We start from the raw sequence: 23,834 nt of genomic DNA, 5'->3' as shown, positions 1-23,834 counted from the left end.
TTGCGGATTAGCTTCAAAAAGAGAACTTTATGAGTCGTTATTCTGAATATCTTAAGGAAATTGAAGAAAGAAAAGGTCAGGGTCTCCACCCGAAACCTATCGATGGTGCTGAATTGCTCAGTGAAATTATTGAGCAAATTAGGGATGTTAAAAACGTGCACAGAGCGGAATCGTTGAATTTCTTTATTTATAATGTGTTGCCGGGTACTACCAGTGCTGCCGGCGTGAAAGCTGCCTTTTTAAAGGAGATCATCCTTGGCACAGCCAAAGTGGAAGAAATTACCCCTGCTTTTGCTTTTGAGCTGTTATCTCACATGAAAGGAGGTCCTTCCATTCAGGTGTTGCTGGACCTGGCGCTGGGTAATGATGCGGCTACTGCAAAAGAAGCTGCCAATGTGCTGAAAACGCAGGTTTTCCTCTATGATGCTGATACTGACCGCCTGAAAGAGGCATTCAAAAACGAAAATGCAATAGCTAAAGAGATATTTGAAAGTTACGCACAGGCTGAGTTTTTCACCAAACTGCCTGAAGTACCTGAAGAGATTAAGATCGTGACTTTTATAGCTGGTGAGGGTGATATTTCGACTGACTTGCTGTCTCCGGGCAACCAGGCGCACTCCAGGTCGGACCGTGAGCTGCATGGTAAATGTATGATCACCCCCAAGGCACAGGCCGAGATCAGGGCGCTGCAGGCGCAACATCCTGACGCGAGCGTGATGTTGATTGCCGAGAAGGGCACCATGGGTGTGGGTTCATCAAGGATGTCGGGTGTAAATAACGTGGCGCTTTGGACGGGTAAACAAGCCAGCCCTTATGTGCCTTTTGTAAATATTGCCCCTATTGTAGGTGGTACCAACGGCATTTCTCCCATTTTCCTTACTACTGTCGACGTTACCGGCGGCATTGGTATCGACCTCAAGAACTGGGTGAAAAAGGTAGACGAAAACGGCAAGGTTGTCCGCAATGAAAACGGGGAGCCTATTCTCGAAGAAGTTTACTCTATAGCTACCGGCACCGTTCTTACGATCAACACAAAGACGAAGAAGTTATATAATGGTGAGCAGGAACTGATCGATATTTCCAAGGCGCTGACGCCTCAGAAAAAGGAGTTTATCAGGGCTGGCGGATCCTATGCGATCGTATTCGGTAAAAAGATCCAGACGATTGCAGCAAAGGCTTTAGGTATCGAGCCTACTCCTGTATTTGCTCCGTCAAAAGAAATTTCCAACGAAGGGCAAGGTCTTACAGCTGTTGAAAAGATCTTCAACAGAAATGCTGTAGGTACTACTCCTGGTAAAATATTACACGCGGGTTCTGATGTTCGTGTAGAAGTGAACATCGTGGGTTCTCAGGATACTACCGGTCTGATGACTGCCCAGGAGCTGGAGTCTATGGCTGCTACGGTGATCTCCCCCATTGTTGACGGCGCTTATCAATCGGGCTGTCACACTGCTTCGGTGTGGGATAAGAAGGCGCAGGCAAATATCCCCAAGCTCATGAAGTTCATGAATGAGTTTGGACTGATCACTGCCCGTGACCCGAAAGGTGACTATCATTCCATGACGGATGTAATTCACAAGGTGCTCAACGATATTACGGTGGATGAGTGGGCCATCATCATTGGTGGTGATTCTCACACGAGAATGTCGAAAGGTGTCGCTTTTGGTGCCGACTCTGGTACTGTGGCGCTGGCATTGGCTACCGGTGAAGCTTCCATGCCTATTCCGGAATCAGTGAAAGTGACCTTTAAGGGTGAGATGAAGGGGCATATGGATTTCCGTGATGTAGTGCATTCTACGCAAGCGCAGATGCTGCAGCAATTTGGCGGCGAGAACGTTTTCCAAGGAAGGATCATCGAGGTGCACATTGGAACGCTTCCTGCTGACCAGGCTTTTACTTTTACAGACTGGACGGCAGAGATGAAGGCTAAGGCTTCTATCTGTATTTCTGAAGATGATACACTGATCGAATCACTGGAAATTGCCAAAGGCAGGATCCAGATCATGATCGAGAAGGGCATGGATAACAGCAAACAGGTGCTTCAGGGGTTGATCAATAAAGCCGATAAGCGTATCGCTGAGATCAAGTCTGGCGAGAAACCTGCTTTGACGCCGGATGTGAATGCGAAGTATTATGCTGAAGTGGTAATCGATCTGGATGTGATCGCTGAACCCATGATCGCTGACCCGGATGTTAATAATGACGATGTTTCCAAGCGCTATACCCACGATACGATTCGCGCACTCTCCTACTATGGTGGCGAGAAAAAAGTGGACCTTGGTTTTGTTGGTTCCTGCATGGTACACAAGGGCGATTTGAAGATCGTTTCTCAAATGCTCAAGAACCTGGAAAAGCAACAGGGTAAGGTTGAATTCCACGCACCACTGGTAGTAGCAGCTCCTACTTACAATATCATCGACGAATTAAAGGCTGAGGGTGATTGGGAGATCTTGCAGAAGTATTCCGGCTTTGAGTTCAATGATGATGCTCCGAAAAACGCGGCACGTACTGAATATGAAAATATGATGTACCTCGAGCGTCCGGGTTGTAACCTTTGTATGGGTAACCAAGAAAAAGCTGCTAAGGGTGATACGGTAATGGCTACTTCCACACGTCTTTTCCAGGGCAGGGTTGTTGAGGACTCCGATCGTAAGAAAGGCGAGTCTCTGCTGGCTTCTACACCTGTGGTGGTGCTGTCGGCCATCCTCGGAAGAATTCCAAACATGGATGAGTACAAAGCTGCCGTAACGGGTATCGACCTGACTAAGTTTGCACCTCCGCTGAAGAATTTGACTTCAGCCCGGAAGGATAGTCTCACTTACTAAGCAATTCAATCTTCTTAGATTATAAAGAAAGGCCTCACTTTTTAGTGAGGCCTTTTTATGTTTTTGATATTGACTGCGTGAGTGTAGTAAATGTTTACTTGTTTTGGGCACGCCATTCTTCAAGGGGGATCTCCCGCTCATTTAAAGGGTCATAAAACAGTACCCGCATCGAATCGGGGTAGACATGAAAATTGAAATGAATACTATTCCCGGAATCCTCTCCTACTGCGATCAAATAATAGGGATGTTTGCCAGGCTTTTCAACAATCCAGGAGCTGATTTTTCTTTGTCCCTGTGAGTTGCTCTCGATCAGTTTTTTGCGGTCTATTACTTCGGGCATATGTAAAACTGTATCGAGTGCTTTAACAGCTTCCAGGGAGTCTTTTAGTGCCTTGTTTTCTGCCGTATTATCCATTTTGCTTGCATTGTCGTTGCAGGCAACTATTATGATCCCTAAAGAGAAAAGGAGTAGACTGATTGAGACAAGTTTTTTCATCCTTCAATATACGCTGACGGGCTGGAATATGGAATAGCAGCTTTGAAGAGCAGTATGTGGCATACCAATTTTGCCTATATTTAAAATACGATACGAGCACAGTGGCTTAAGTAGAATTGCATTGGATACTTCAAGTAGATTGGATTGGTTAAACAAATTCGGGAAACATCCTACCTGCCCAATTGTGTTTGAGCAAGGGCAATGGTATTTCATTACTGTTGGTGATCCACAGGTGACGGGCATATTCTTTTACATTGATAGTACAGGTAAAGAGCTTCAGTATTTTCTGGCGAGTGGGGTTTCGCCGATATAGGCTGGCAGGCAATAACGCTGAACAATAGAATAAAGAATGAGCAAACAGAACTTTGACATAAAACATATTTCGCCATACCGCAGGCAAATGGGGCTTGAGTATGAAAAATTGCATCCAGAAATTCAAAAACGATTCGATTTTTCAACAACCAATAACATTGCTTTTATAGGAAAAGGGACAATGGACAATATTTGGAATGGAAATAAATTGGCTGTTTTTATCCTCAAACTCTTATCCAAAAGCAACATACTTTTCCCAAGGGTTGGACGAGATATTGATTACGAAATTCACAATTATCCCTATTTAGACAAGTTTGGCAGAGAAGTACACTCAATGAACCGAGTATTTTACTTTTCAGACGAACAACAACGATTTGACGGAACGGCTACGTATAGTGAAACGAAACAACATATTGTCGAGTATTTAGGTCTTGATCATAGAATGGTTTTTGAAATGGGTTTGTCAGCTGAGAATGGAGCCATTCGATTTACATCAGGCAGACAGTTTGCCTTTATTGCAGGGCTTAAGCTGCCTGTGCCACGACTTTTCAGAGGCGACATTGAGCTTTTGGAATGGTTTGATGACGCACAACAAAAGTTTTATTTAGACTTAAAAGTAAAAAGCAAACTATTTGGTCCGCTTTTCGGGTTTACAGGTTGGTTTGAAGCTGAATATATTGACTTCAGCGGACAGACAATTCCTGAAAAATTCAAACCGACAAGGCAAGAAAGAAGGGAATGAGCGAAGAAGGTACAGGGGTAAAGGAAAATCTGGTGGGGCATTGGATTTTGTCTTATCCTCCGTTAACATACGTAATGTTATTAAACAAGTCGTTAATGAAAGCCCGATCGCTTTCATTGGTAAAAGAAAATACACAGGTAAGTATTTCTGTGCCGTTTGGACTGACCTTAGCACCTTTAAAATCCCAGCCATTTTCCGTAGAGCTCACAGATGGACGTATTTTGGCTATAACATTTTCAGGCAATAAAGAATTGTTGGTTGTGTGTAACAAGGAGAAATACAATACAATGCTTTCATCATTTTTGATATATTGTATACTATCGTTGTTCGTGATTAATTGAAAATCTGCATTTACAGGGATATTCCAGTTTTGCATTGGAATCCTGGCTTGCTTTCTTTTCTTGAAAAATCCGAACATGAATATAAGAGGGGGATAGGTGAAATAAAAAAAGGCTTCACTTTATGAAGCCTTTTATCTGTGGGAGTTGACGGGCTCGAACCGCCGACCCTCTGCTTGTAAGGCAGATGCTCTGAACCAACTGAGCTAAACTCCCTTTTTCTTTTCCCTTTTGATACCGTGGTATCGTTTTGGGAGTGCAAAGATAAGGGTTGGTTGATTACTGCAAAATTTTTTCTTCTTTTTTCTGCTACTATTTTCAAAAAAGTTTTTGCCTAACGCATTAATTAATAGCCCTTCACGCTGAAAAACAGGCCCAGCCTGCATTGGCATCTACTGGCCTATCTGCTAATCACAGCAACGTTATCGTCAGGAAATCAACGTCACTCAACCCTTTAATCAAAACAAGGCTAATTGTTGTTCGCGTATCACCCCGGTTCTTCCCAATGTTAAAGCTGAGCGCATTGACCTTTGTCACCTTCTTTTGGCCAGGGATTTTACTTTCCCTGAGTGCTTCATAGCCGTACAAGATCGGGGCATGCTTATTTTGCCCGGTTAACTCATTCTCCTTCGTAAGAAGCAAGTTGTCGTAAATAATGTGTTTCTTTTTGAGGTCAATATTAAAGTAATTAAACGCGGTTAGTTTACCTTCTGCCTTGAAAGTGATAATGTCATTGGCTCGTTTTATGCTGATGTTAAACGTGTCTGTGAATACGGCCCGCTTGCCATTTTTGAAGCCCGTGAGCATTTTATTAAACTCTTCCCTGGTTAAGCCGTAAGCATCCATGTACGAAATATCTTTAGTGCCCTTTTCGACCATTCGTACTATGTATTTGTCTGCCCATTCCGGATTGGCTTTCAGGTTTTTCATTGCCTTCTGTTGCAATACCTGAATTTCATCGGGAAACTCATAAACTGTAATGGCAGCCTTGTGGCTGCCATTAGTCAGTAATTTATCGGTTAACTCAATTGTCTTGTTCGTTTGTGCAAATGAATATTGGATGGCAGACAGTAAAAGGAAAAATATGAAAGCGCGCTTCATGGCTGTTTACTGATTGTTTGAAGCCATGAATTTATAGGTATTTGTCAGTATTTACAAGTTGGCATTTCGTGTTTATTAACTACCACTTTTTGTCAGGCTGATTCCTGTGCTACTACCCGCCGGTACAGCCACAGTAACAGTCGTTCCTTCCTTCTGCAGTGTCACCTTTTTAGCTGTCCCCTGCCCTGCCTGCACAGTATATGTTCCGGAAAGTCCTTTCAGGAATAACGGCAACTCGTGTGCATTGTTTGTGCGGTTTTCAACCGTGAATCGAATGCTGTTGCCAGCCGGGTCGATTACCACAGGAGCACCGGCCTTGAAACCATCACGGATTAGCTCGATATCCATTTGCTGGTTGCCGTTGCGGTAATAGATCTTTTTGCGTAAGCCATCCTTCGGTACTACTTCCAGCAACTTGTTCTTTTGTACCAGATCGCCGCCATAAGCTACCAGCCCAAAGATGGGATCATTGGTGACTACTGTGGCCGCTGTTCTTACTGCGCCGCCAAAGCCGAGGTCTATTTCGCCGTCGTAGAACCAGGGGCCGCGGCCCTGTGGTTTTTGTATCCAGGAGGTGGCAGATTTTTGCGGTTCAAAAGCCCAGCCGGAAGCGCCATCGTTTTCTTTGCCAGGATACCAGTAGCCATAATTGCTTTCGGGTGTGCCGGAGTTGATGAGTGCGAAGGAACTCAGGTACGACTGATAGCCTAACCTGATGTAATCTGCCGGGTCTTTGCTGAAGTTGAGGCCGTAATCGAGGATCGACCAGCCACCCATTTGAGACATATAGCTCAGCGTGTAGCCATCGCTCCTACCCCTGAAATCGCTGCCCAGGAAATAATAAGCCGGCTCTATAACGCCGCGCAATGCCATGTTGGCCTGTGTTTGCCGGTCCATGAACTGTACGCCGTCTTCTTTACGAATTTTGGGATGTGAATACCATTGTTTTGTTTTCTTATCCAGCCACAGGTTGCTGTCGGGTTTCATTTCATTTTGTACGGCATACTTTGCCAGTGCATGGCTCGATTCGAAAGCCGTGGCATCGATGGCATATTCTGAACGGAAGGGATATTTGTCGTCATAAATGAAATATTTCACTTTCTTTTCCCATTCACGGGTAAGAAAATCTGCATCTTCTTTAAAGCCTTCTTTTTTCAGGTCTGCAATAAGTTCGGGCAGTAACAGTTCATTGTAGCAACCCCATTTGTAGATCTCGTACCAGGGAAGTATCTCGTAGGGGTATTTGAAATAAGCGAGGGCTGTTTGCCGGGCTCTTTCGAGATACCCTTTCTTGTCGAGGTAATGCGTCATGTGGGGGTACATGGTCGCAATCTGGTACATGTGGTAGTACAACATGAAAATATGTGGGTAATCATATGACCTCCATACGTGCATCTTGAACTTACTCGTGTCGTAGATGTTGGGCTGCCTTTTTTCATTGTCGCGGTTCACTTTCCAGCTGGGTGTTCCATATACACCATAAGGATAGGGTGTTTCCTTGTCGGTTCTTTGTAAACCACCCCATACGAAGTTCTTCAGGTAATATTCAAGTGCGTCTATTTGCTTTTGATCGGGATAGGCTACGTTGACAGCTGCTATAAAGGGTGCTTTACACAAACCGGGGTCATCGCAGGTGAGTACATAGCTTAAGCGGCTGGTGTCGAAGAAGTCGCCATTGTCAGGCCCACGCAAGGCCGCATTCTTCATATCGTATACACCAAAGAGACCGTTGTACCATTTGGATGGATCGGTATGTTGTTGACTGCTCACAATAAAGGAAGCCCGTTTCTTATACAGTGTTTCTAATGGTTCGGTAACAAAGAACTCTAAATAAGTTTTGTAGTTGTCGCCATAGGTTACTGTGAGTTTGTTTTCGCCAAGGCGCGAGAACCTGATCTTATAAAGGTGTGTTCCTTTTTGTTTTTCTCCTATGTAAGTGATCTTGGTGTTGGCGCTAAACTCCGGCAGTACAGACGTTATTTTTTGCTTGGTGCGCAAAGCAATCGTAGCATCGAGGTCTGTGGGAATAGACATGCCGGGCATTATCTGTACGTCGATCAGGCCTTCTTCTACCAGGATATCGCGTATCTCGTTGTAGTTATTAGCCCAGCGTAAGCGGAAGGAATAGCTTTTGCTTGCATTGCCTTCAATAAAACCTGCTGTGTGTGGCTGACGCCAGTTGCCGCGCAATTCCTGGTTACCTGTGAGAGATGAATGGATATAGGCCATGAACGTGCCACGGTCACGCTGAGAGGTATTAAAGTATTCCAGCGAAGTACCTGGTAATGGCACCATTACGAGGTAAGGACCAAGACCTGTTGGCCGCTCCCAGAAGATGAAGGAGTTGTTGCCTGATATGAAGTGATGTTTTACTACACGTTGCTCAAATATCTCGATGGGATTTTCTCCACCTCCACTGTTGTAGGTAAGGGGCACTACCAGGTCTTCTATCCGGATAGTATTGGTGGTCGTATTTTTCAGGTTGATCTGCCAGGTGATGGCATTGTTATCTAATGCAAAAGACTGTGTGATCTGCAGGGCTTTGTTTTGCTTGGTTTCTGGCGCCCAGGTGCTTACCGTAGTGCCATTTTGCGAAATGGTGGTTTCGCTATTGGCAGAAGCCATTATTGTATCCAGCTTCCTCGCGTGGTAATATCGGGCAACGACTTCGCCGAATACCCTGCCCCGCCTGATGTAGTTGGTGCTGTGTACATCGTTGGTCCTGGACAGTTCACCGATGCCATATCGATCGGTTTTCAGGGTGAAGAGATTGTTGGTGAGTTGTTGTGGTGTGGCAGTCTGCGCCGAAGCGCTGTACAGGAGACTGCACAGTATACTGGTAGAAATTAAGTGCTTCATTGTTCCAATTTATACCGCTTTGACGCGAAAACAACGCGTGGCTTACGCAGTTGTCAATATTGGGAAATGAAGCGATAATTTTTGCTCAGGGTCAGGCGTCAGCCTTCCAGGTTACTTTTTTGTGTGGGTATTTTTCAATGTGCTGGTATACGAGGCCGCGGATATAGTCATTTTCGGGATAGCGGGTAAGATAGCCTTTAAGGGAGTCCATATCATGGATAGCGCAGTCGGATGGCAGGTAGCCCATGCCATAGAAGCGTCCTTTCTCGATGAGTATACAGCTTTGTTCTATGGACTGGTTGCCTTCATCTACTACGGCAAAGGTGGGCAGGTTTTGATCCATGTATTCAATAGCCTGTTGTACGCGATCATTGTATACATCAGCTTTTTCCCGGTGCTCACAGGCGCCGTGGCAGGTTGCTTCCTCTACACCGGTGCAGGGGGCTGCGGCATCTGTTTGCATGTGGCAGAGTTTGGGGCAAAGCTCAAACTCCGTGATCAATCGCCTGATCAAGCGATGGCCTTCCAGCAATAGATTAAAAGTATAGATGGGTGTCAGGTTCTTTTTGATCTTATCGATGGCCAGGCGCTGGTAGCCGCTCCTGTCTTCGTACAGGTACAACCCGAAGGAAGGCGTAAAACGTTTTTGACTGCTATTGTAGGGTGGCCACAGGCGTTTGATCTCTACACTTTCGAGGATGAAGGCCATTAGCTCTGTGGCGCATGGCTGGTAGGTGATGCTATAGATATTGCGCAGGAACTCCTGTCGCTGGCGGCCTGCTCCATTGTGAGTGAAGTGGCTGCGGACGCGGTATTTCAGGTTCTTGGCCTTACCTACGTATAACACTTTTCCTTTCTGGTCGTGGAAATAATAGACGCCTGGTGTATAGGGCAGGCTTTCCACTGCTTCTTTGGGCAGGTGGGGCGGCAGGGATTGTTCTTTGGCTCCTTTTTTAACGAACTGGTTGATGTGGGTGATGGCATCGTGCAGCAGCAGGTGCTCAAAAAGGCGTACGGTAGCGTCCGCATCACCCCCAGCCCGGTGCCTGTTTTGCAACGGCAGGCCGAGACTTTCGCACAGACGGCCCAGGCTATACGATTTGAAGCCTGGAAATACCTTCTTGGAAAGACGAACTGTGCAGAGCTTGTTGGCCGTAAGCTCGTACCCGGCGAGGGACAAATGGTGCTTCAGGAATGAGTAATCAAAGTTGACATTGTGGGCGATAAAAGTAGCTCCTTCCAGCATGTTGTAGATGATGGATGCCAACTTCTCAAAGGGTGGCGCATCTTCTACCATGGCTGGTGTGATGCCCGTAAGTACTTGAATATGATAGGGAATAGGGCGTATTGGCCTGATCAGGCTTTCGAACCTATCGACTACCTTTTCTCCATCGTGTAACACAATAGCCACCTCCGTTATGTCGTTATTAGCAGCATAACCGCCCGTGGTTTCTATGTCGACAATGGCGTACATGTGATGAAGTTGTAAAGTTAGGGATAAGCGCCAGCAATTGAGTAGAACGGACACACCGGTTTTTATCCACCGTACCGCATTAAAAAGAGGCTGAGGCATCAGTTTCTTATCCGCTATGTATCCCCTATGAGGACTTTGAGTATGTCTTTAAACCTCAAAATCCATATCTATGCAAAAGATCGACTTACAAAAAGCAGGTGAAAACGCTGCACTTACAACTGCTACCGTACTTTATTTCACCGCATTAATTCTGTTTTCTTACTGGTTCACCCAAAGTTGATTGCCTGATAATCAACGAGGATAGGTTTTTACCCGCAGGAGCCGACTTCCCTGCGGGTATTTCACAATTTTGGGCTTGCACTTTCCAAATCCTTGTATTAATTTTGTTCTCAGACCCCGGAACTATTCCTAAGATGAGCATATAGGTCGTGATCTTAACAAAGTATTTCTTACTACCCCCTGACCGTACTACGTATCTTATTGATGGACCGCCACTGAGAATCACATCCCTCTGAAGACCGATTGTACAATGATCGTGCACGTACAATTTCTTAACACACAAAACACGTAGTCGTATGAAGAAGACTTCCTTATTCCACGTAAGTGAAACAACTAAAGTTGTATTACTGGCAATCGGTTTCCTGGCATTTATCATGACTTTGTCTTACCTGTACTGGTTTGCATAAGTTGTAAATAGCTTCAAAACCTGACCACAAAAAGACTACTGGCAATAGGTTTGCCGGTTAGTTAACCTCTTTTTCTCAGAGCGCTCCATGCAAATGGGGCGCTTTGTTTTTGGGCACTTTCCTTGTCCTTCACTGCCGTCTTCTGCCCCTGAACTCTCTCTACTCACCACTCGCCTCTTTTTCGTACCTTTGCCGTCCTTTAAGATGATCATACAGATGGAATTAAGTAAAAATTATACGCCCTCCGGAATAGAGGAAAAATGGTCCAGGATCTGGAAAGAGAAACGCTATTTCAATAGTAAGCCTGATGGCCGCAAGGCTTTCACGGTGGTGATACCGCCTCCCAACGTAACGGGTGTGCTGCACATGGGACATACGCTCAATGAAACCGTACAGGATATCCTGGTGCGCAAGGCGCGTATGAGTGGTTTCAATGCCTGCTGGGTGCCTGGTAGCGACCACGCTTCTATTGCCACAGAGGCCAAGGTGGTGCAGATGCTGGAAAAAGAGAAAGGTATCAAGAAAAGCGACCTGACGCGTGAGAAGTTCCTGGAGCATGCTTACGAGTGGAAGGACAAATATGGTGGTATTATCTATCACCAGATCGAAAAGCTGGGTTGCAGCGTGGATTGGGACAGGGTATCGTTTACCATGGACGCCGATTATTACAAAGCGGTCATCAAAGTTTTTGTAGACCTCTATAATAAGAAATTGATCTATCGCGGTGCGCGCATGATCAACTGGGACCCTTCTGCGAAAACGGCGCTCAGTGATGAAGAGGTTGAATACAAGGAAGTACAGGGTAAGCTGTATTATGTAGAATATAAAGTGGTGAATGCAGATGGTACGCCTACTGGCGATAAAAGCATCATCATTGCCACACAGCGTCCGGAAACCATCATGGGTGATACGGGTGTGTGTGTAAACCCTACTGATGAGCGATATGCTCACCTGAAGGGTAAGAAGGTGATCGTGCCGCTCGTGAATCGTGCTGTACCGGTGATCTTTGATGAATATGTAGATAAGGAGTTTGGTACTGGTGCGCTGAAAGTGACGCCTGCACACGATATCAATGACTATAATCTCGGGCTGAAGCACAACCTCGAGATTATCGATACATTAACGGAAGATGGCAAACTGAGTGCTGCGGCACAGGTTTGTGTAGGCATGGACCGTTTTGAGGCGCGTAAGGAAGTGGTAAAACTGTTGAAGGCGGAAGGATTGCTGGTAAAGGATGAAGAGTATACTACCCGCCTTGGTTTCTCCCAACGTACCAGTGCGGTGGTAGAGCCCCGTATCTCTACTCAATGGTTTGTAGCTATGCGTACGCTGGCCGACAAAGCGTTGCTGGCTGTGACAAGTGGTGAGGTGCGCATACATCCCGGCGACAAGTTCCTGGCTACTTATAAATACTGGCTGGAGAATGTGAAGGATTGGTGTATCAGCCGCCAGTTGTGGTGGGGACAGCAGATCCCGGCTTTCTATGCGCCCGATGGCACTTTTGTAGTAGCAGAGAATAAAGAGGCGGCATTGGCTGAATTTAACCGGCAGTCGGTCCCGTCAACGGACGGGAGCAGTCGGCAATTGACGATCGACGATCTGACGCAAGACGAAGATTGTCTCGATACCTGGTTCTCTTCCTGGTTGTGGCCTATTGAAGTGTTCAAGGGTATTACGCATCCGGGTAATCCTGATATCAACTACTACTACCCTACTTCTGTACTGGTAACCGGTCAGGATATCATCTTCTTCTGGGTAGCGCGTATGATCATGGCGGGTATGGAATACATGAACGTAAAACCATTCAGTGATGTTTACTTTACTGGTATGGTGCGTGATAAACAGGGACGTAAGATGAGCAAGAGTCTGGGTAACTCACCCGACCTGCTGGAAATGATCGATCATTCAGGTGCCGATGCTGTACGTTTTGGCATCATGATTTCTTCTCCTGCCGGTAATGACCTGTTGTTTGATGATTCTTCTCCCGAACAGGGCCGGAACTTCAATAACAAGATGTGGAATGCGCTGAAGCTGGTGAAGTTGTTTGAAGCACGCCAGGCAACGGACGTGAGCAATGAGCCGCTGCCTTTTGCCGTAAACTGGTTCCAGCAGCGTCTCAACGAAGCAAAGGCAGATATTGAAAAGTCGTTTGCCGACTTTAAGCTGAGTGAAGCGCTGAAAACTTTATACTCACTGATCTGGACTGATTTCTGTGGCTGGTACCTCGAATGGGTGAAGCCAGCTCCTGAACAGCCCATTTCCAAAGCAGTGTATGAGCAAACGGTTAATTTCTTCTCTGAACTGATGCAGTTGTTGCATCCTTTTATGCCTTTTGTCACAGAAGAGATCTACCACTTGCTGGCAGAGCGTACTGATGAGCTTTGTGTAAAACAGTTTACCGCTGCAGAGGCTGCCGACGCGACGCTGTTGAAGGAAGGTCAGCTGCTGCAGGATGTTATTACCGGTTTGCGTGATGCGCGTAACAAGAATCAATTGAAGCCAAAAGAAGCCATCAAGCTGTGCATTCACACTGCTGATAATGCCCTTTTTAAGGCTATTGAACCGATCCTTGCCAAACAGGTGAATGCTGAATCTATTACTTATGTACAGGAGCCGGTGCCTAATAGTATTGCTTCTGTTATCGGTAAGGATAAGTTTTACATCACTTCCGAGCAGGAAGTAGATACTACGCAGCAAAAGGAAACGCTTACCAAGGAGCTGGAATACTTCAAAGGTTTCCTTGAATCGGTAAACAAGAAGCTAAGCAATGAGCGGTTTGTGCAAAATGCAAAGCCTGAAGTAGTGGATATCGAAAAGAAAAAGAAGGCTGATGCCGAGGCGAAGATCAAGATCATAGAAGAGAGCCTTTCTCATCTATAGAAATAAATACAAGGTATTAGCCTTTAGCGGTTAGCTATTAGCCAACTGCTAAAGGCTAATTTCATTTTAACGGCTAAAAGCTAATACCTAACAGCTAACTCCTGTTTCTCTAATCTCTCCCCAATAGATTGATCGGCACAATGAACTCCCAGTGATTGGCCGAAGGGTTAAGTTGTGACAGGTCTTGCAGGCGACTGTAGCGGAAACCAAAGGTAACGTTGTGCTGGTTCCACCATTTGGTGTCGAAATAGACTTCTGTGCCCCAGGAGCGAAAGTCTGCTTCTACCTTACGGCCCTGGTTATAATCCTGTACCCGCACAAAATCATAGAACAGATTGGCCCGCACACGGGTGAAGTAAATGATATTGGCAAATCCCCAATCCGGATATAGTAGGCCCATATGGTAGTTGGCGCCAAATTTCAACATGCGATGCAGGTTCAGGCCCACATATCCCCTGGCGAATGGAAAGGCTGTGGGAAGATTGATATTAGAGGATGTGTCGCGGCCGTGGAAGGCTGTGTTGATGATGATGCTATGGTCTTTGCTGATGCCCGGGAAATACCAATTGGCGCTGGCTACAAACTGGTTGCCCTCCCGGTTGATGACAGCCCGGCTATAGTTGAGGTAAATGCTTTGTGCAAAATGCGGATAAACGTGCCGGCGTGCCTGTTGCAACTGGTTGCTGAAGGATATGTAGTTGCTGAGGTAACCGAAGGCTCGTGAATCGAGGCTGTCTTTGTAAGTGCCAGGAAAATATCGTTTGGTATACACCAGGTCGCTGCCAAAGGTTAGCGACCGGTTATACCGCCCGCTGGTTAGGTTGAGTGGTACTTGTAGTCCAACACTGTTGTCCCAGGTATTGTAATAGAGGGTTTTTCCTGCCAGTGATGCCAATGAGGTGGTACCGGGAATGTCGATGGTATATACCGAGCCTACTCTTATCCAGGGATACAAGCCCGCATAGGTAAAACGTCCTCCTATTTGTTTGTACCGGAAATCCCTGTTGTAGTTGAAATACAGTTCTGACTGAAGGGTATTCAACACGTTCTCGCCGATAATGGAGAAGGTGTAATCCGGATCTTCCACGATGGGGCGCCAACTGTGGAAGTTGAACAGGCCGTGTGCTTTGGAATAACTGGTTACTGGCAATAAGGTGTCAGCCGGCACAGCATCCTGGGGTATATGTTTGCCTGGTTCCAGTTCTGCGACATTGAAGTTGGCAGGGGTTGCAGCAAACTCTCCTGTTGCTACAGGGGTAAGTTGACTGGCTGCTAATGTGCCTTGTTCAAGGTGTTGACCTGCTGCCGTGAAGGCACTCCAGGCAAATCGTCCGTAGGCCACCTGTAGCTGGTAATGGCTGGTGGAGGCAGTGGATGCAGGCGGTGTGAACAGTAATAGCTTTTTATCGACCAGCATGAAAAGCCTGTCCTGTCCCTTATAGGCAGCCGAAAAGCTGATGGTGTCTTTGTGTATAGTAGGAAAGCCGATCACATTCATTGAAAAGGGCAGCAGGTACTCTGCGCTGCCATCGTTGGTGTTGATCAGCGCGAGTGACATCGCTCCTTTGGGATTACGTACTGCCGATACTATCTGCCCATTGCCATAGAACTTGGGGAAGGTGTAATACAGTTGATCGGGATTGGGCAGCTTTTTGATAACAGCGCCATCGTTGCTATTCAGCAAATGCAATTCTGTAGGAGCGCCAGGCACAACTTGTACGGCCACGATCTGGTTGCCATCTTCGGTAATGTCGGGAGAAAAATAATGCGACTTGCTCGTCAGTGTGCGTTGTTTGCGGGTGTATACATCGAGCCATTTGAGCACGCTGTAATCTTTCCATCGCCAGCGGACATCCGGTTCATAGGCCGCGTATACCACTTTGCCGTTGCGGTAAGAAAAGTAGTTGTCGAGAGAAATGTCTTTCAAGCGCAGTTTCTCATCTTCACCTCCCAATATATTACGCATGTAGAAGGCAGGTATCTTCATGTAGCTGTTGCTCACAAAAATGAGGGTCTGGTCGTCCATCCATTGTGGATATTCTTCATCGGCTGCAAAATGACGTTGTTGCCGTGCCCAGTTGTCTATCGATGAATCCTGCGTTGTAGTGGCTAAAGAGGTTTTAAAGTATTCGAATGCTTCGCGGCGGAAGGTTTTATAATCTTTGCCGGTATATTTCTTTATAGCTTTTTGCCAGGGATAGAACAGGCCTTTATAGCGCACCGCATCATCGGTTATTTTACCCCAGATATCTGCGCCATATTTTTCGCGGCCATAGGCTACCATCATGTAGCCCAGCTTGTAATGATCTGGTACAAAATCGCGCAAGGAGCCGTTGCGCAGTTTCATCCAGGAGTAGTTCTTACGGGCGCTCCATAAAGAGCGATAGCCGTCGAAGAAGGATGGCAGCCTGCCTCTCCCCTGTTCGCTGAGTGATGTTTCCTGGTATACGGCATCGCCTTCCCAAAAATAGTTGGGTACTGCGGCACTGTTCACCAGTTCCAGCCCCTGCTGGCCAAACAGTACGTAGAATGCTTTGGAAATGCCTTTGCGGAAGTTGTTGTATTGCTGTACGTGCCGGTATTCATGGAGGGCCAGGGTACGGTGCCAGGAAAGGCTGCCCAGGCTGAAGCTGTTTTGTGGCGATGTGAGGTAGAATTCACTGCGCCAGGGCCCTAAACCCACATACCCATTGGAGATAGTGGTTTTGGGTTGCAAGACAATACTGATCTTACGCAGGTCGGTGCCGAGCGTTGAAGTGCTTTGTTGGGCCAGCCTGTGCACAATGCCGGCTATATCGGCGGCCTGCCGCTGGTAGCCGGCGGGGAAAACAACGCGTACGGTATCCGTGTTGATCTGTTTCCATTTTGTGCGGGTGGGATGTCCTCCAAATTGTTGGGCAGGCAGCAATCCATAGATCAGCAGTGCAAATGTCAATAAGCAATATTTAACCATGTGCAGTTAATTAGCAGTAAAGGTTATAAGGAGGGAAATTAACTCTTTTTTTCACAGCAAACGGGTGGTTCCGTATTTTTGGGTATGCTGTCTTTATTAGCATTATCTCTTGCTCCGGGCATAGCTATCATTTTCTATATTTATTCAAAGGATAAATATGACCGTGAACCTTTTGAGAATCTCTTTATCTCCTTTTTGCTGGGTGTAGTAGGTACAGTGCCGGCATCCCTTATTCAGCGTGGATTGCAGCCGGAGCTGGATCGTTTTGTATCTCCCTATTCCATTACCTATTATTTCCTTTGGGCGTTTATATTGGTTGCTTTTAGTGAAGAAGGGTGTAAATACCTTGCCTTGCGGCTGTATTCTTACCGGCAGAAGGCTTTTAATGAACCTTTCGATGGCATCGTATATTCGGTCATGGTGAGCATGGGGTTTGCCACCCTCGAAAATGTGCTATATGTATTTCAGCACGGGTATACTACCGGGATATTGCGCATGTTCCTGTCCGTACCAGCCCATGCCTGCTTTGGCGTGTTGATGGGGTATCATACCGGTCTGGCAAAATTTGACCCGGCCAAGGCTCCTATCCATTTGTGGAAAGGGGTATTGCTGGCTGTATTCTTTCATGGTAGTTTCGACTTTTTCCTGTTCCTTCAGAATAACCCCAATGTTACGCGCTATGTGTCTGAAAGTTTGCTGGTGACAGGCGCTCTGGTATCTTATTGGTTTGCCATCCGGCTTTCCCTGCGTTCCATACGTCAGCACGAGGCGCTTTCCAAACAGGTTTTTGATAACCCCGGGGATATGCTTTAGTTTTGATATATGAATGATGAATTAGTTATCCGGACAGCGGGTATTGACGATCTTGCCACTATAGGATATCTCGCACAGCAAATATGGCCCGGCACTTATAGCTCCATTCTGTCGCCGGAACAACTGCAATACATGATGGACCTTATTTACAGTCCCGACTCCCTGCAGCAGCAAATGGTGAGGCACAAGCATGTGTTCCTGCTGGCTGAACTAAATGAAGAGCCCATAGGCTTTGCTTCTTACTCTCCGCTCCGCGAAGCTGGTGTATACAAGCTGCATAAGTTATACGTTCATCCCAAAACCCAGGGAAAAGGTATCGGCAAGAACCTGATCGATTTCATCATCGACCAACTCCCTACTCCGGAAGTCACTACGCTCCGCCTCAATGTGAACCGGCACAACAAAGCGCGCCAGTTTTATGAAAAGCTGGGTTTTATCGTGACCAAAGAGGAGGATATCGATATTGGCCACGATTACTACATGAATGACTATGTAATGGAAAAAAGCCTGTAGTTACCGATCTCTCATCGCTGCTTCCTTCATATTGGCCGCCAGGTCATGGCCCAGGTAGCGCTCGATGATGCCGTGCACCAGGTAGATGACAGGTGTCATCAATACTGCCACCAGGAATTTATACATATAGGCGGTGAGTGCCCAGGCGGTTACTGTTGCCAGGCTGAAATCTTTGAACAAGTAAAATGCCACGAAGGTTACTACAATGCTATCGATGAACTGGGAAGCCAGTGTACTGATGGTGGCCCGCATCCAGATGGCTTTCTCTCCTGTTACTCTTTTAATTTTCCGGAATATAAAGGCGTCGAGCAACTGCCCGATGATAAAGGCGGCAATGGAACCGATAATGATGTTCATGCCCTGTCCTAACACCTGTACATAGGCCGCTTGTTGGTCGGTAACACCCGGCTCCAGTCCGCGGTAGCGCCAGCCTCCGTCGGGTACTGTGTGAATTCCCAGGTAAAAGACCAGGAAGGCGAAGGCGATCAGTACCACCGTAAGGATCGACAGAAAGCGAACGCCGCGCACGCCATAATATTCATTGATGATATCTGTCATGACAAAGATCACCGGCCAGGGAATAACGCCTACGGTAAGGCTGAATGACAATCCTTTTTCGCCCAGCAGGTCAATGCTTGCTTTTGGAAAACCAAGGGTATCTTCAAGCGAGAATACTTTTACGCCGGTTACTTCAGCCACGATGGCATTGGCAATAAAAAAGCCGCCCAGTATGATGAAAAGGCGGGTGGCTTTGTCTTTAATAATATTATGGATCATTTAAGCAATAGAATTAGTTGAGCGATCAGGAACAGTGCATTGGCTATTGCCAGCCACCGTGGAATGTGCTGCCACACCGGCTTTCTCTGCAATAGGAATACAATAATAAAAAAATTAACGATCACATTCAATATCACAGAAAGCCCTATGCCCAATATGACCACCGTGGAGGCAATATGGCCTTGTTGCATGGGTGGTAGGTACCGCATCAGCCAGGTGAGCAGGAAACAGATGTTGCAAATAAAGGCTACCCGGGAGAAAAATAATAGCTTTTGCATAGATGATGCTGTAAACTTCATGAAAAAAGGCCATCCCCGTATGAAAGGGATGGCCTTTTTTATGAAATAGCGGGATTATTACTATCGTTTCGAATATAGAAACTTGATTTCTTCTTCAGTAAGTGCCCGTGTATGAATTCTCAGCTCATCGATCTTGCCGCCAAAGGCATGTACATCATTATTCCACCATCTGCCAAAGTAAAAGGGTGCATTGGGACAATTTTTGAATGAGGTAGTCGTGTTGGTTTGGCTACCTGCCAATGTTCCATTGATATAAACTTTCTGCGTGCCGTTGATGTACTGAAATACTACATAATACCAGGCATTGGCAAAGGTTTTTTTGGTGAGAAATAAGGGTGTTGAATTGGACAGATCGGTAAGAGTTGTACAGATGTTATTGTCTTTGGTGACGTTGAACACAAGGACATTTTGACCTGCATCGTCATAACCTAAGCCCATAGAGGCTCCTTTGGCATCGGCCGGGTTTGCTTTTTGAAATACCCTGCCATATGTATTCGCTGGCATCATCAATAAGCTGACTGTGAAATTGCCATCGGGGAAGACTTTGCCTGAATCGATCAGGGCATAATCGTCCGCCCCGTCTAATTGAAGGGTGTTGTTTTCATTGCCCCAGGTGTCGATGCCGAATTTAGCACCATTGAAACCTGCCATATTGTGGTTTTTGCCACTCAGGTCATTAAAGTTGCTGTTATTAAAGTCGAAATAGGCCCACAATCCTCTCTTGAGGCTGTCTTCGTAGTTAGGCGGCGGAGGTGTTGGCGCTGGCGGATCGCACTCTTTTTTGCATTGAGTAAACATAAGAGAGCTAAAGGCTATTAAAGCCACAACGAAAGAAGGTTTCATATAAAACTACTGTTTAAGTGTGCTAAAATAGGTGGTGAATTTTTATAATCTGGTAGAAACCCATATCTGTGCAGTTTTAGCCGATAAGTGCGTAGAAACAGGGGAAATTCGTGAATCTCAAAAAGAAGGAATGGATGACCTGATTTTTGCCCGATTGCTGTATTTTTACCCGATCTATGATGAAAGTGCTGGGCCTGGTATCGTATTCCATCCTGCCTGCTAAAATAGGTGGACAAAAAGACATCGCATTTTTTTACAAATATTTCAGCCGGGAAGTTCCTTTTCTGGCTGTTTCCATCCGGAAAAACGATCCTGCTTTTGCCGAAGGTTATACCATGCTGAACATCCTGTCGGACGGCATTGGACGTTATATCAATCCTTTTTACTTTTTTAAACTGCGCAGGCTCATCCGGCAACATCAGGTGACGCATTTTGAGCTTGAACATCCTTATTATGGCTGGATGGCCGTGCTGCTCAAATGGTTTGCCGGTGTCAAATTGATCGTGCATTCTCACAATATCGAGGGTACGCGTTTCAAAACATTGGGTAAGCCCTGGTGGAGATTGTTGTGGCTGTACGAAAAGTGGGTGCACCGGCGGGCCGACTATAATTTCTTCAAACAGGAAGACGACAGGCAATATGCCATCCGGCATTTTGGACTTTCTCCTGAACGGTGCATAGTGGTTACTTATGGTATAGAGTGGGATGCCTGTCCTTCAAAGGCGGAAAAAGCAGCTGCAAGAGAAATGCTGCTCCGGCAACATGGTATACCTGCCCATCACCGATTGTTGCTGTTCAATGGGGCTTTTAATTATTTACCCAACATCAACGCCTTGCGTCGTATCATCAACCAGGTAAACCGCGAACTGCAGACCATTCATGGTTTTCACTATAGCATCCTGATCTGTGGAAAGGATATTCCTGCAGAACTGACCAGCCAGTCCTACCCCAACATCATCTTTGCCGGTTTTGTACCGGATATCGATCTGTATTTTAAAGGGTGTGATGTGTTCCTGAATCCCGTGGTGGAAGGTGGTGGTATCAAAACCAAACTGGTGGAAGCGCTGGGACATAATATGAATGCGGTGTCTTCGCAAAATGGCGCTATTGGGGTTGATCCGGCTATTTGTAATGGTAAGCTGGTGATCACGGACGATGCGCTGACAGGATTTGCAGGGGCGGTAGCTGCGGCTGCCCGGTACGAAGCTGATCAATCGCCTGCTTACTTTCAACATTTCTATTGGGGCAATATCGCAGAAAAGGCGGCCCGGTTTATACAATAGCTATCCCCAATATTGTATAAATTAATGCCCCGATTTGCTATAAAATTGCATTATTTTGCCCTTCTGTCAATAATAACAACATGAACAAAACGCTCTGGCAACGACTTCAGCCTCACGTAATAGCGATAGCAATCTTTTTTGTAATATCCTGTATATACTGTTTGCCTGTCTTTAAAGGCGAAGTATTGGGTGGACACGATTCCATTGGCTGGAAGGCCATGTCGCACCAATCGTTTGAATATAAAGAGAAGCATGGTCATTTTCCGTTATGGACCAATGCCATGCTGAGTGGTATGCCGGCTTACCAGATAGCTTTGGAATCTCAATATAATATCACTATTTCGTACCTGCATTTATTGCTGACCTTATTCCTGCCTGTTCCTGCGGGCCTGTTTTTTCTTTCTTGTGTGGGGTTCTACATTTTATGTCTGGTATTGCGGGTGAAAAACTGGATAGCTGTTTTGGGTGGATTGGCTTATGCATTTGCTTCTTATAGTGCCATTATTGTTGCTGTAGGGCATATCAGTAAATTCGCATCAATGGGGTATGCTCCCGCCGTGCTGGCAGGTTTAATACTGCTTGCGCAACGGAAATACGTATTGGGCTTTATGGCTACCCTGATCTTTACCACTTGTCTTTTTTACCAGAATCACCTGCAGGTGGTATATTATACTTTTCTGACTGCCGGCTTCCTGGGCATAGCTTATCTGATCCAGGCAATACGGGAAAAGGCTATTAAACCGTTTGTGCTCACTGTTTGCCTGGCCGCCGTTGCTGTAGGATTGAGTGCAGCTTCTTTTGCCGTTATGCTGATGCCTACCCGGGATTATGTTAAAGAAACCATGCGTGGTGGCCGTTCTGAATTGACGCCCATCGATAAGGAAAATAAATCGCAAGGCGGACTGGATAAAGATTATGCTTTTAACTGGAGTTATGGAATCAATGAGACTTTTACCTTCCTGGTGCCGCGTCTTTATGGCGGCAGTTCAATCAGTGTATTGGATAATCAATATGTGAATGAAATTGGCGACAACTCTCAAACTGCGCAAGCAATAGCCGAAAAGACAGGTATGGGAGAGGATCAGGCAAATGAGTTTGCCAAGCAATACTCTCCCTACTGGGGCACACAGCCCAGTACTTCAGGGCCAGTATACTTTGGTGCAGTCATTTGTTTCCTGTTTATCGTAGGGCTGGTGTTTTACAGGCAGTGGCACCTTAGTTGGATTATTGCTGCAACGGTATTAGGGATTTTGTTGGCGTGGGGCAGTAATTTTAAAGCCCTGAACTTCTGGCTATTCGACCACCTCCCCTATTACAACAAATTCAGGGCCCCTTCCATAGCACTTGTCATTCCCCAGTTGACAGTTCCTTTACTGGCTGTGCTGGGGCTTAATGAAGTGCTCTCTGATAAATACGATCTTGCTACGCTCTGGAAAAAGCTCAGGCTATCTCTTGTCATTACAGGTGCTGTGCTGGTAGTAGTAGCTGGTATGTATTTTTCGTTCGACTATAAAGGCGAGAATGATAATGCGATTGCTGAAAATCTTTCAGCTGGCATGGCGCGACAAATGGCGCAGGGTGGACAACCTACGCCGGAGATGCAACAGCAGGCCACTGATTTTGGCCGTTCAGTAGTCAACGGATTAAGGAATGATCGCCGCTCTCTATTTGCTGGTGATCTGACGCGTACCATCATTTTTATAGCATTAGCTGCCGGGTTGTTGTTCTTTTATGTCAGAAAGAAGGCTGTTTCCGACACTGTGGTCTCGTTGGCGCTGGTCGCGCTTACAGCCATTGACCTGCTTGGTGTGGATTTGCGTTACCTCAATCATAAGCATTGGCATGCGGCTGATGAAGGTGGTGAATTGGTGGCTAATCGTGCCGACTTGCAAATAAAACAGGATACAGGTTATTACCGGGTGCTCGATCAAACCGGTGGCAATCCGTTCCTCGATTCAAGGGCTTCCTATTTCCATAATTCAGTAGGTGGTCAGCACCCTGCAAGGCTGGCTTTGTATGATGACCTGATCCAGCGCCAGCTTTCGAAAGGGAATATGAAGGTGTACAGTATGCTGAATACGAAATACTTTATTGTACAGAATCCGCAGGATGGTCAACCGATCGCTCAACAGAATCCTGACGCATTGGGAGCTGCCTGGCTGGTGAAAACCATTAAGTATGTAGATAATGCGGATGCGGAAATGGCGGCACTGGATAATTTCGATCCTAAAGACACCGTGATCATCGATAAGCGGGAGCAGCCGAAAGTAGCGTTTGCTCCTCAGTTTGATTCCACCGCCACCATCAGGCTTATAAAGAATGAAAACGATAAGATCAATTACGAGTTCAATGGTGCTACTAACCAGTTTGCTGTGTTCAGTGAGATCTATTACCCTGCCGGATGGAAAGCTTTTATCGATGGTAAAGAAACAGCTATTGTAAAAGTTAATTATGCATTGAGGGGATTACCGGTACCGTCAGGCAAGCATGCTATCGAGTTCCGCTTTGAGCCGGAAGACTATATACTGGGTGACCGGATATCGCTGATCGCGGGCATTATTTCCATATTAATACTGTTGGCGGGGACCTGGTACCTGTGGAAGCAAAACAAATCGATGGCCAATACTACTAAATAAGCAT

At 46.2% G+C, this 23,834-nt stretch carries 16 protein-coding genes and 1 tRNA gene; 7 read left to right on the top strand and 10 right to left on the bottom strand.

The annotated features are described in order from the left end of the window. Positions 1-29: 29 nt before the first annotated feature. Entirely contained in the window at positions 30-2,825 is a 2,796-nt protein-coding gene (locus tag AC5JBY_RS17070; RefSeq protein WP_495905834.1) for a bifunctional aconitate hydratase 2/2-methylisocitrate dehydratase, read from the top strand. Positions 2,826-2,919: 94 nt separating this feature from the next. Here AC5JBY_RS17070 and AC5JBY_RS17065 read toward each other — a convergent pair whose 3' ends face one another. Further along, entirely contained in the window at positions 2,920-3,321 is a 402-nt protein-coding gene (locus AC5JBY_RS17065; RefSeq protein ID WP_495905833.1) for a hypothetical protein, read from the bottom strand. A 349-nt stretch (positions 3,322-3,670) separates the two neighbouring features. On the opposite strand from AC5JBY_RS17065, the gene AC5JBY_RS17060 reads away from it, so the two are divergent. Continuing rightward, positions 3,671-4,375, top strand: coding sequence for a DUF4166 domain-containing protein (locus AC5JBY_RS17060; RefSeq protein ID WP_495905832.1), 705 nt, complete (start codon positions 3,671-3,673; stop codon positions 4,373-4,375). 52 nt (positions 4,376-4,427) lie between these two features. Here AC5JBY_RS17060 and AC5JBY_RS17055 read toward each other — a convergent pair whose 3' ends face one another. The 5 genes from AC5JBY_RS17055 to AC5JBY_RS17035 all read right to left on the bottom strand — a co-directional run bounded on the left by AC5JBY_RS17055 (position 4,428) and on the right by AC5JBY_RS17035 (position 10,147). Next, a complete protein-coding gene (locus AC5JBY_RS17055; RefSeq protein WP_495905831.1) occupies positions 4,428-4,751 on the bottom strand; it encodes a hypothetical protein in 324 nt (107 codons plus the stop codon). 103 nt (positions 4,752-4,854) lie between these two features. After that, positions 4,855-4,929 (bottom strand) — tRNA-Val (locus AC5JBY_RS17050). A gap of 195 nt (positions 4,930-5,124) precedes the next feature. Next, entirely contained in the window at positions 5,125-5,643 is a 519-nt protein-coding gene (locus tag AC5JBY_RS17045) for a hypothetical protein (RefSeq protein ID WP_495905830.1), read from the bottom strand. Positions 5,644-5,889: 246 nt separating this feature from the next. Beyond that, positions 5,890-8,673, bottom strand: a complete 2,784-nt coding sequence (locus AC5JBY_RS17040) for a DUF5695 domain-containing protein (protein WP_495905829.1) — start codon at positions 8,671-8,673, stop codon at positions 5,890-5,892. Positions 8,674-8,764: 91 nt separating this feature from the next. Continuing rightward, entirely contained in the window at positions 8,765-10,147 is a 1,383-nt protein-coding gene (locus AC5JBY_RS17035) for an exonuclease domain-containing protein (RefSeq protein ID WP_495905828.1), read from the bottom strand. Positions 10,148-11,049: 902 nt separating this feature from the next. Here AC5JBY_RS17035 and AC5JBY_RS17030 point away from each other — a divergent pair. Continuing rightward, positions 11,050-13,713, top strand: coding sequence for a valine--tRNA ligase (locus tag AC5JBY_RS17030; protein ID WP_495905827.1), 2,664 nt, complete (start codon positions 11,050-11,052; stop codon positions 13,711-13,713). Positions 13,714-13,822: 109 nt separating this feature from the next. Here AC5JBY_RS17030 and AC5JBY_RS17025 read toward each other — a convergent pair whose 3' ends face one another. Continuing rightward, positions 13,823-16,666, bottom strand: a complete 2,844-nt coding sequence (locus AC5JBY_RS17025) for a hypothetical protein (protein WP_495905826.1) — start codon at positions 16,664-16,666, stop codon at positions 13,823-13,825. 84 nt (positions 16,667-16,750) lie between these two features. On the opposite strand from AC5JBY_RS17025, the gene AC5JBY_RS17020 reads away from it, so the two are divergent. Then, positions 16,751-17,479 carry a PrsW family intramembrane metalloprotease gene (locus AC5JBY_RS17020; protein ID WP_495905825.1) on the top strand — a complete coding sequence of 243 codons (729 nt, stop codon included), beginning with the start codon at positions 16,751-16,753 and terminating at the stop codon, positions 17,477-17,479. A gap of 9 nt (positions 17,480-17,488) precedes the next feature. Continuing rightward, positions 17,489-17,992: a GNAT family N-acetyltransferase gene (locus AC5JBY_RS17015; RefSeq protein WP_495905824.1), complete on the top strand. Its 504-nt coding sequence runs from the start codon at positions 17,489-17,491 to the stop codon at positions 17,990-17,992. Here AC5JBY_RS17015 and AC5JBY_RS17010 read toward each other — a convergent pair whose 3' ends face one another. The 3 genes from AC5JBY_RS17010 to AC5JBY_RS17000 form a co-directional block, all read right to left on the bottom strand. Continuing rightward, the gene (locus tag AC5JBY_RS17010) at positions 17,993-18,769 is read right to left on the bottom strand and encodes a queuosine precursor transporter (RefSeq protein WP_495905823.1); all 777 of its coding nucleotides are present in this window, start codon (positions 18,767-18,769) and stop codon (positions 17,993-17,995) included. Then, positions 18,766-19,047: a hypothetical protein gene (locus tag AC5JBY_RS17005; protein WP_495905822.1), complete on the bottom strand. Its 282-nt coding sequence runs from the start codon at positions 19,045-19,047 to the stop codon at positions 18,766-18,768. Before AC5JBY_RS17005 ends, AC5JBY_RS17010 begins: the two co-directional genes overlap by 4 nt. An 81-nt stretch (positions 19,048-19,128) precedes the next feature. Next, positions 19,129-19,911 carry a LamG domain-containing protein gene (locus AC5JBY_RS17000; RefSeq protein ID WP_495905821.1) on the bottom strand — a complete coding sequence of 261 codons (783 nt, stop codon included), beginning with the start codon at positions 19,909-19,911 and terminating at the stop codon, positions 19,129-19,131. Positions 19,912-20,087: 176 nt separating this feature from the next. Here AC5JBY_RS17000 and AC5JBY_RS16995 point away from each other — a divergent pair, with 176 nt between their 5' ends. Both AC5JBY_RS16995 and AC5JBY_RS16990 read left to right on the top strand, forming a co-directional pair. After that, entirely contained in the window at positions 20,088-21,194 is a 1,107-nt protein-coding gene (locus AC5JBY_RS16995; RefSeq protein ID WP_495905820.1) for a glycosyltransferase, read from the top strand. 80 nt (positions 21,195-21,274) lie between these two features. Further along, entirely contained in the window at positions 21,275-23,830 is a 2,556-nt protein-coding gene (locus AC5JBY_RS16990; protein WP_495905819.1) for a YfhO family protein, read from the top strand. The last annotated feature ends 4 nt before the right edge of the window (positions 23,831-23,834 follow it).

Source organism: Paraflavitalea sp. (assembly GCF_059502485.1).
This window is presented reverse-complemented; position numbering and strand designations above follow the sequence as displayed.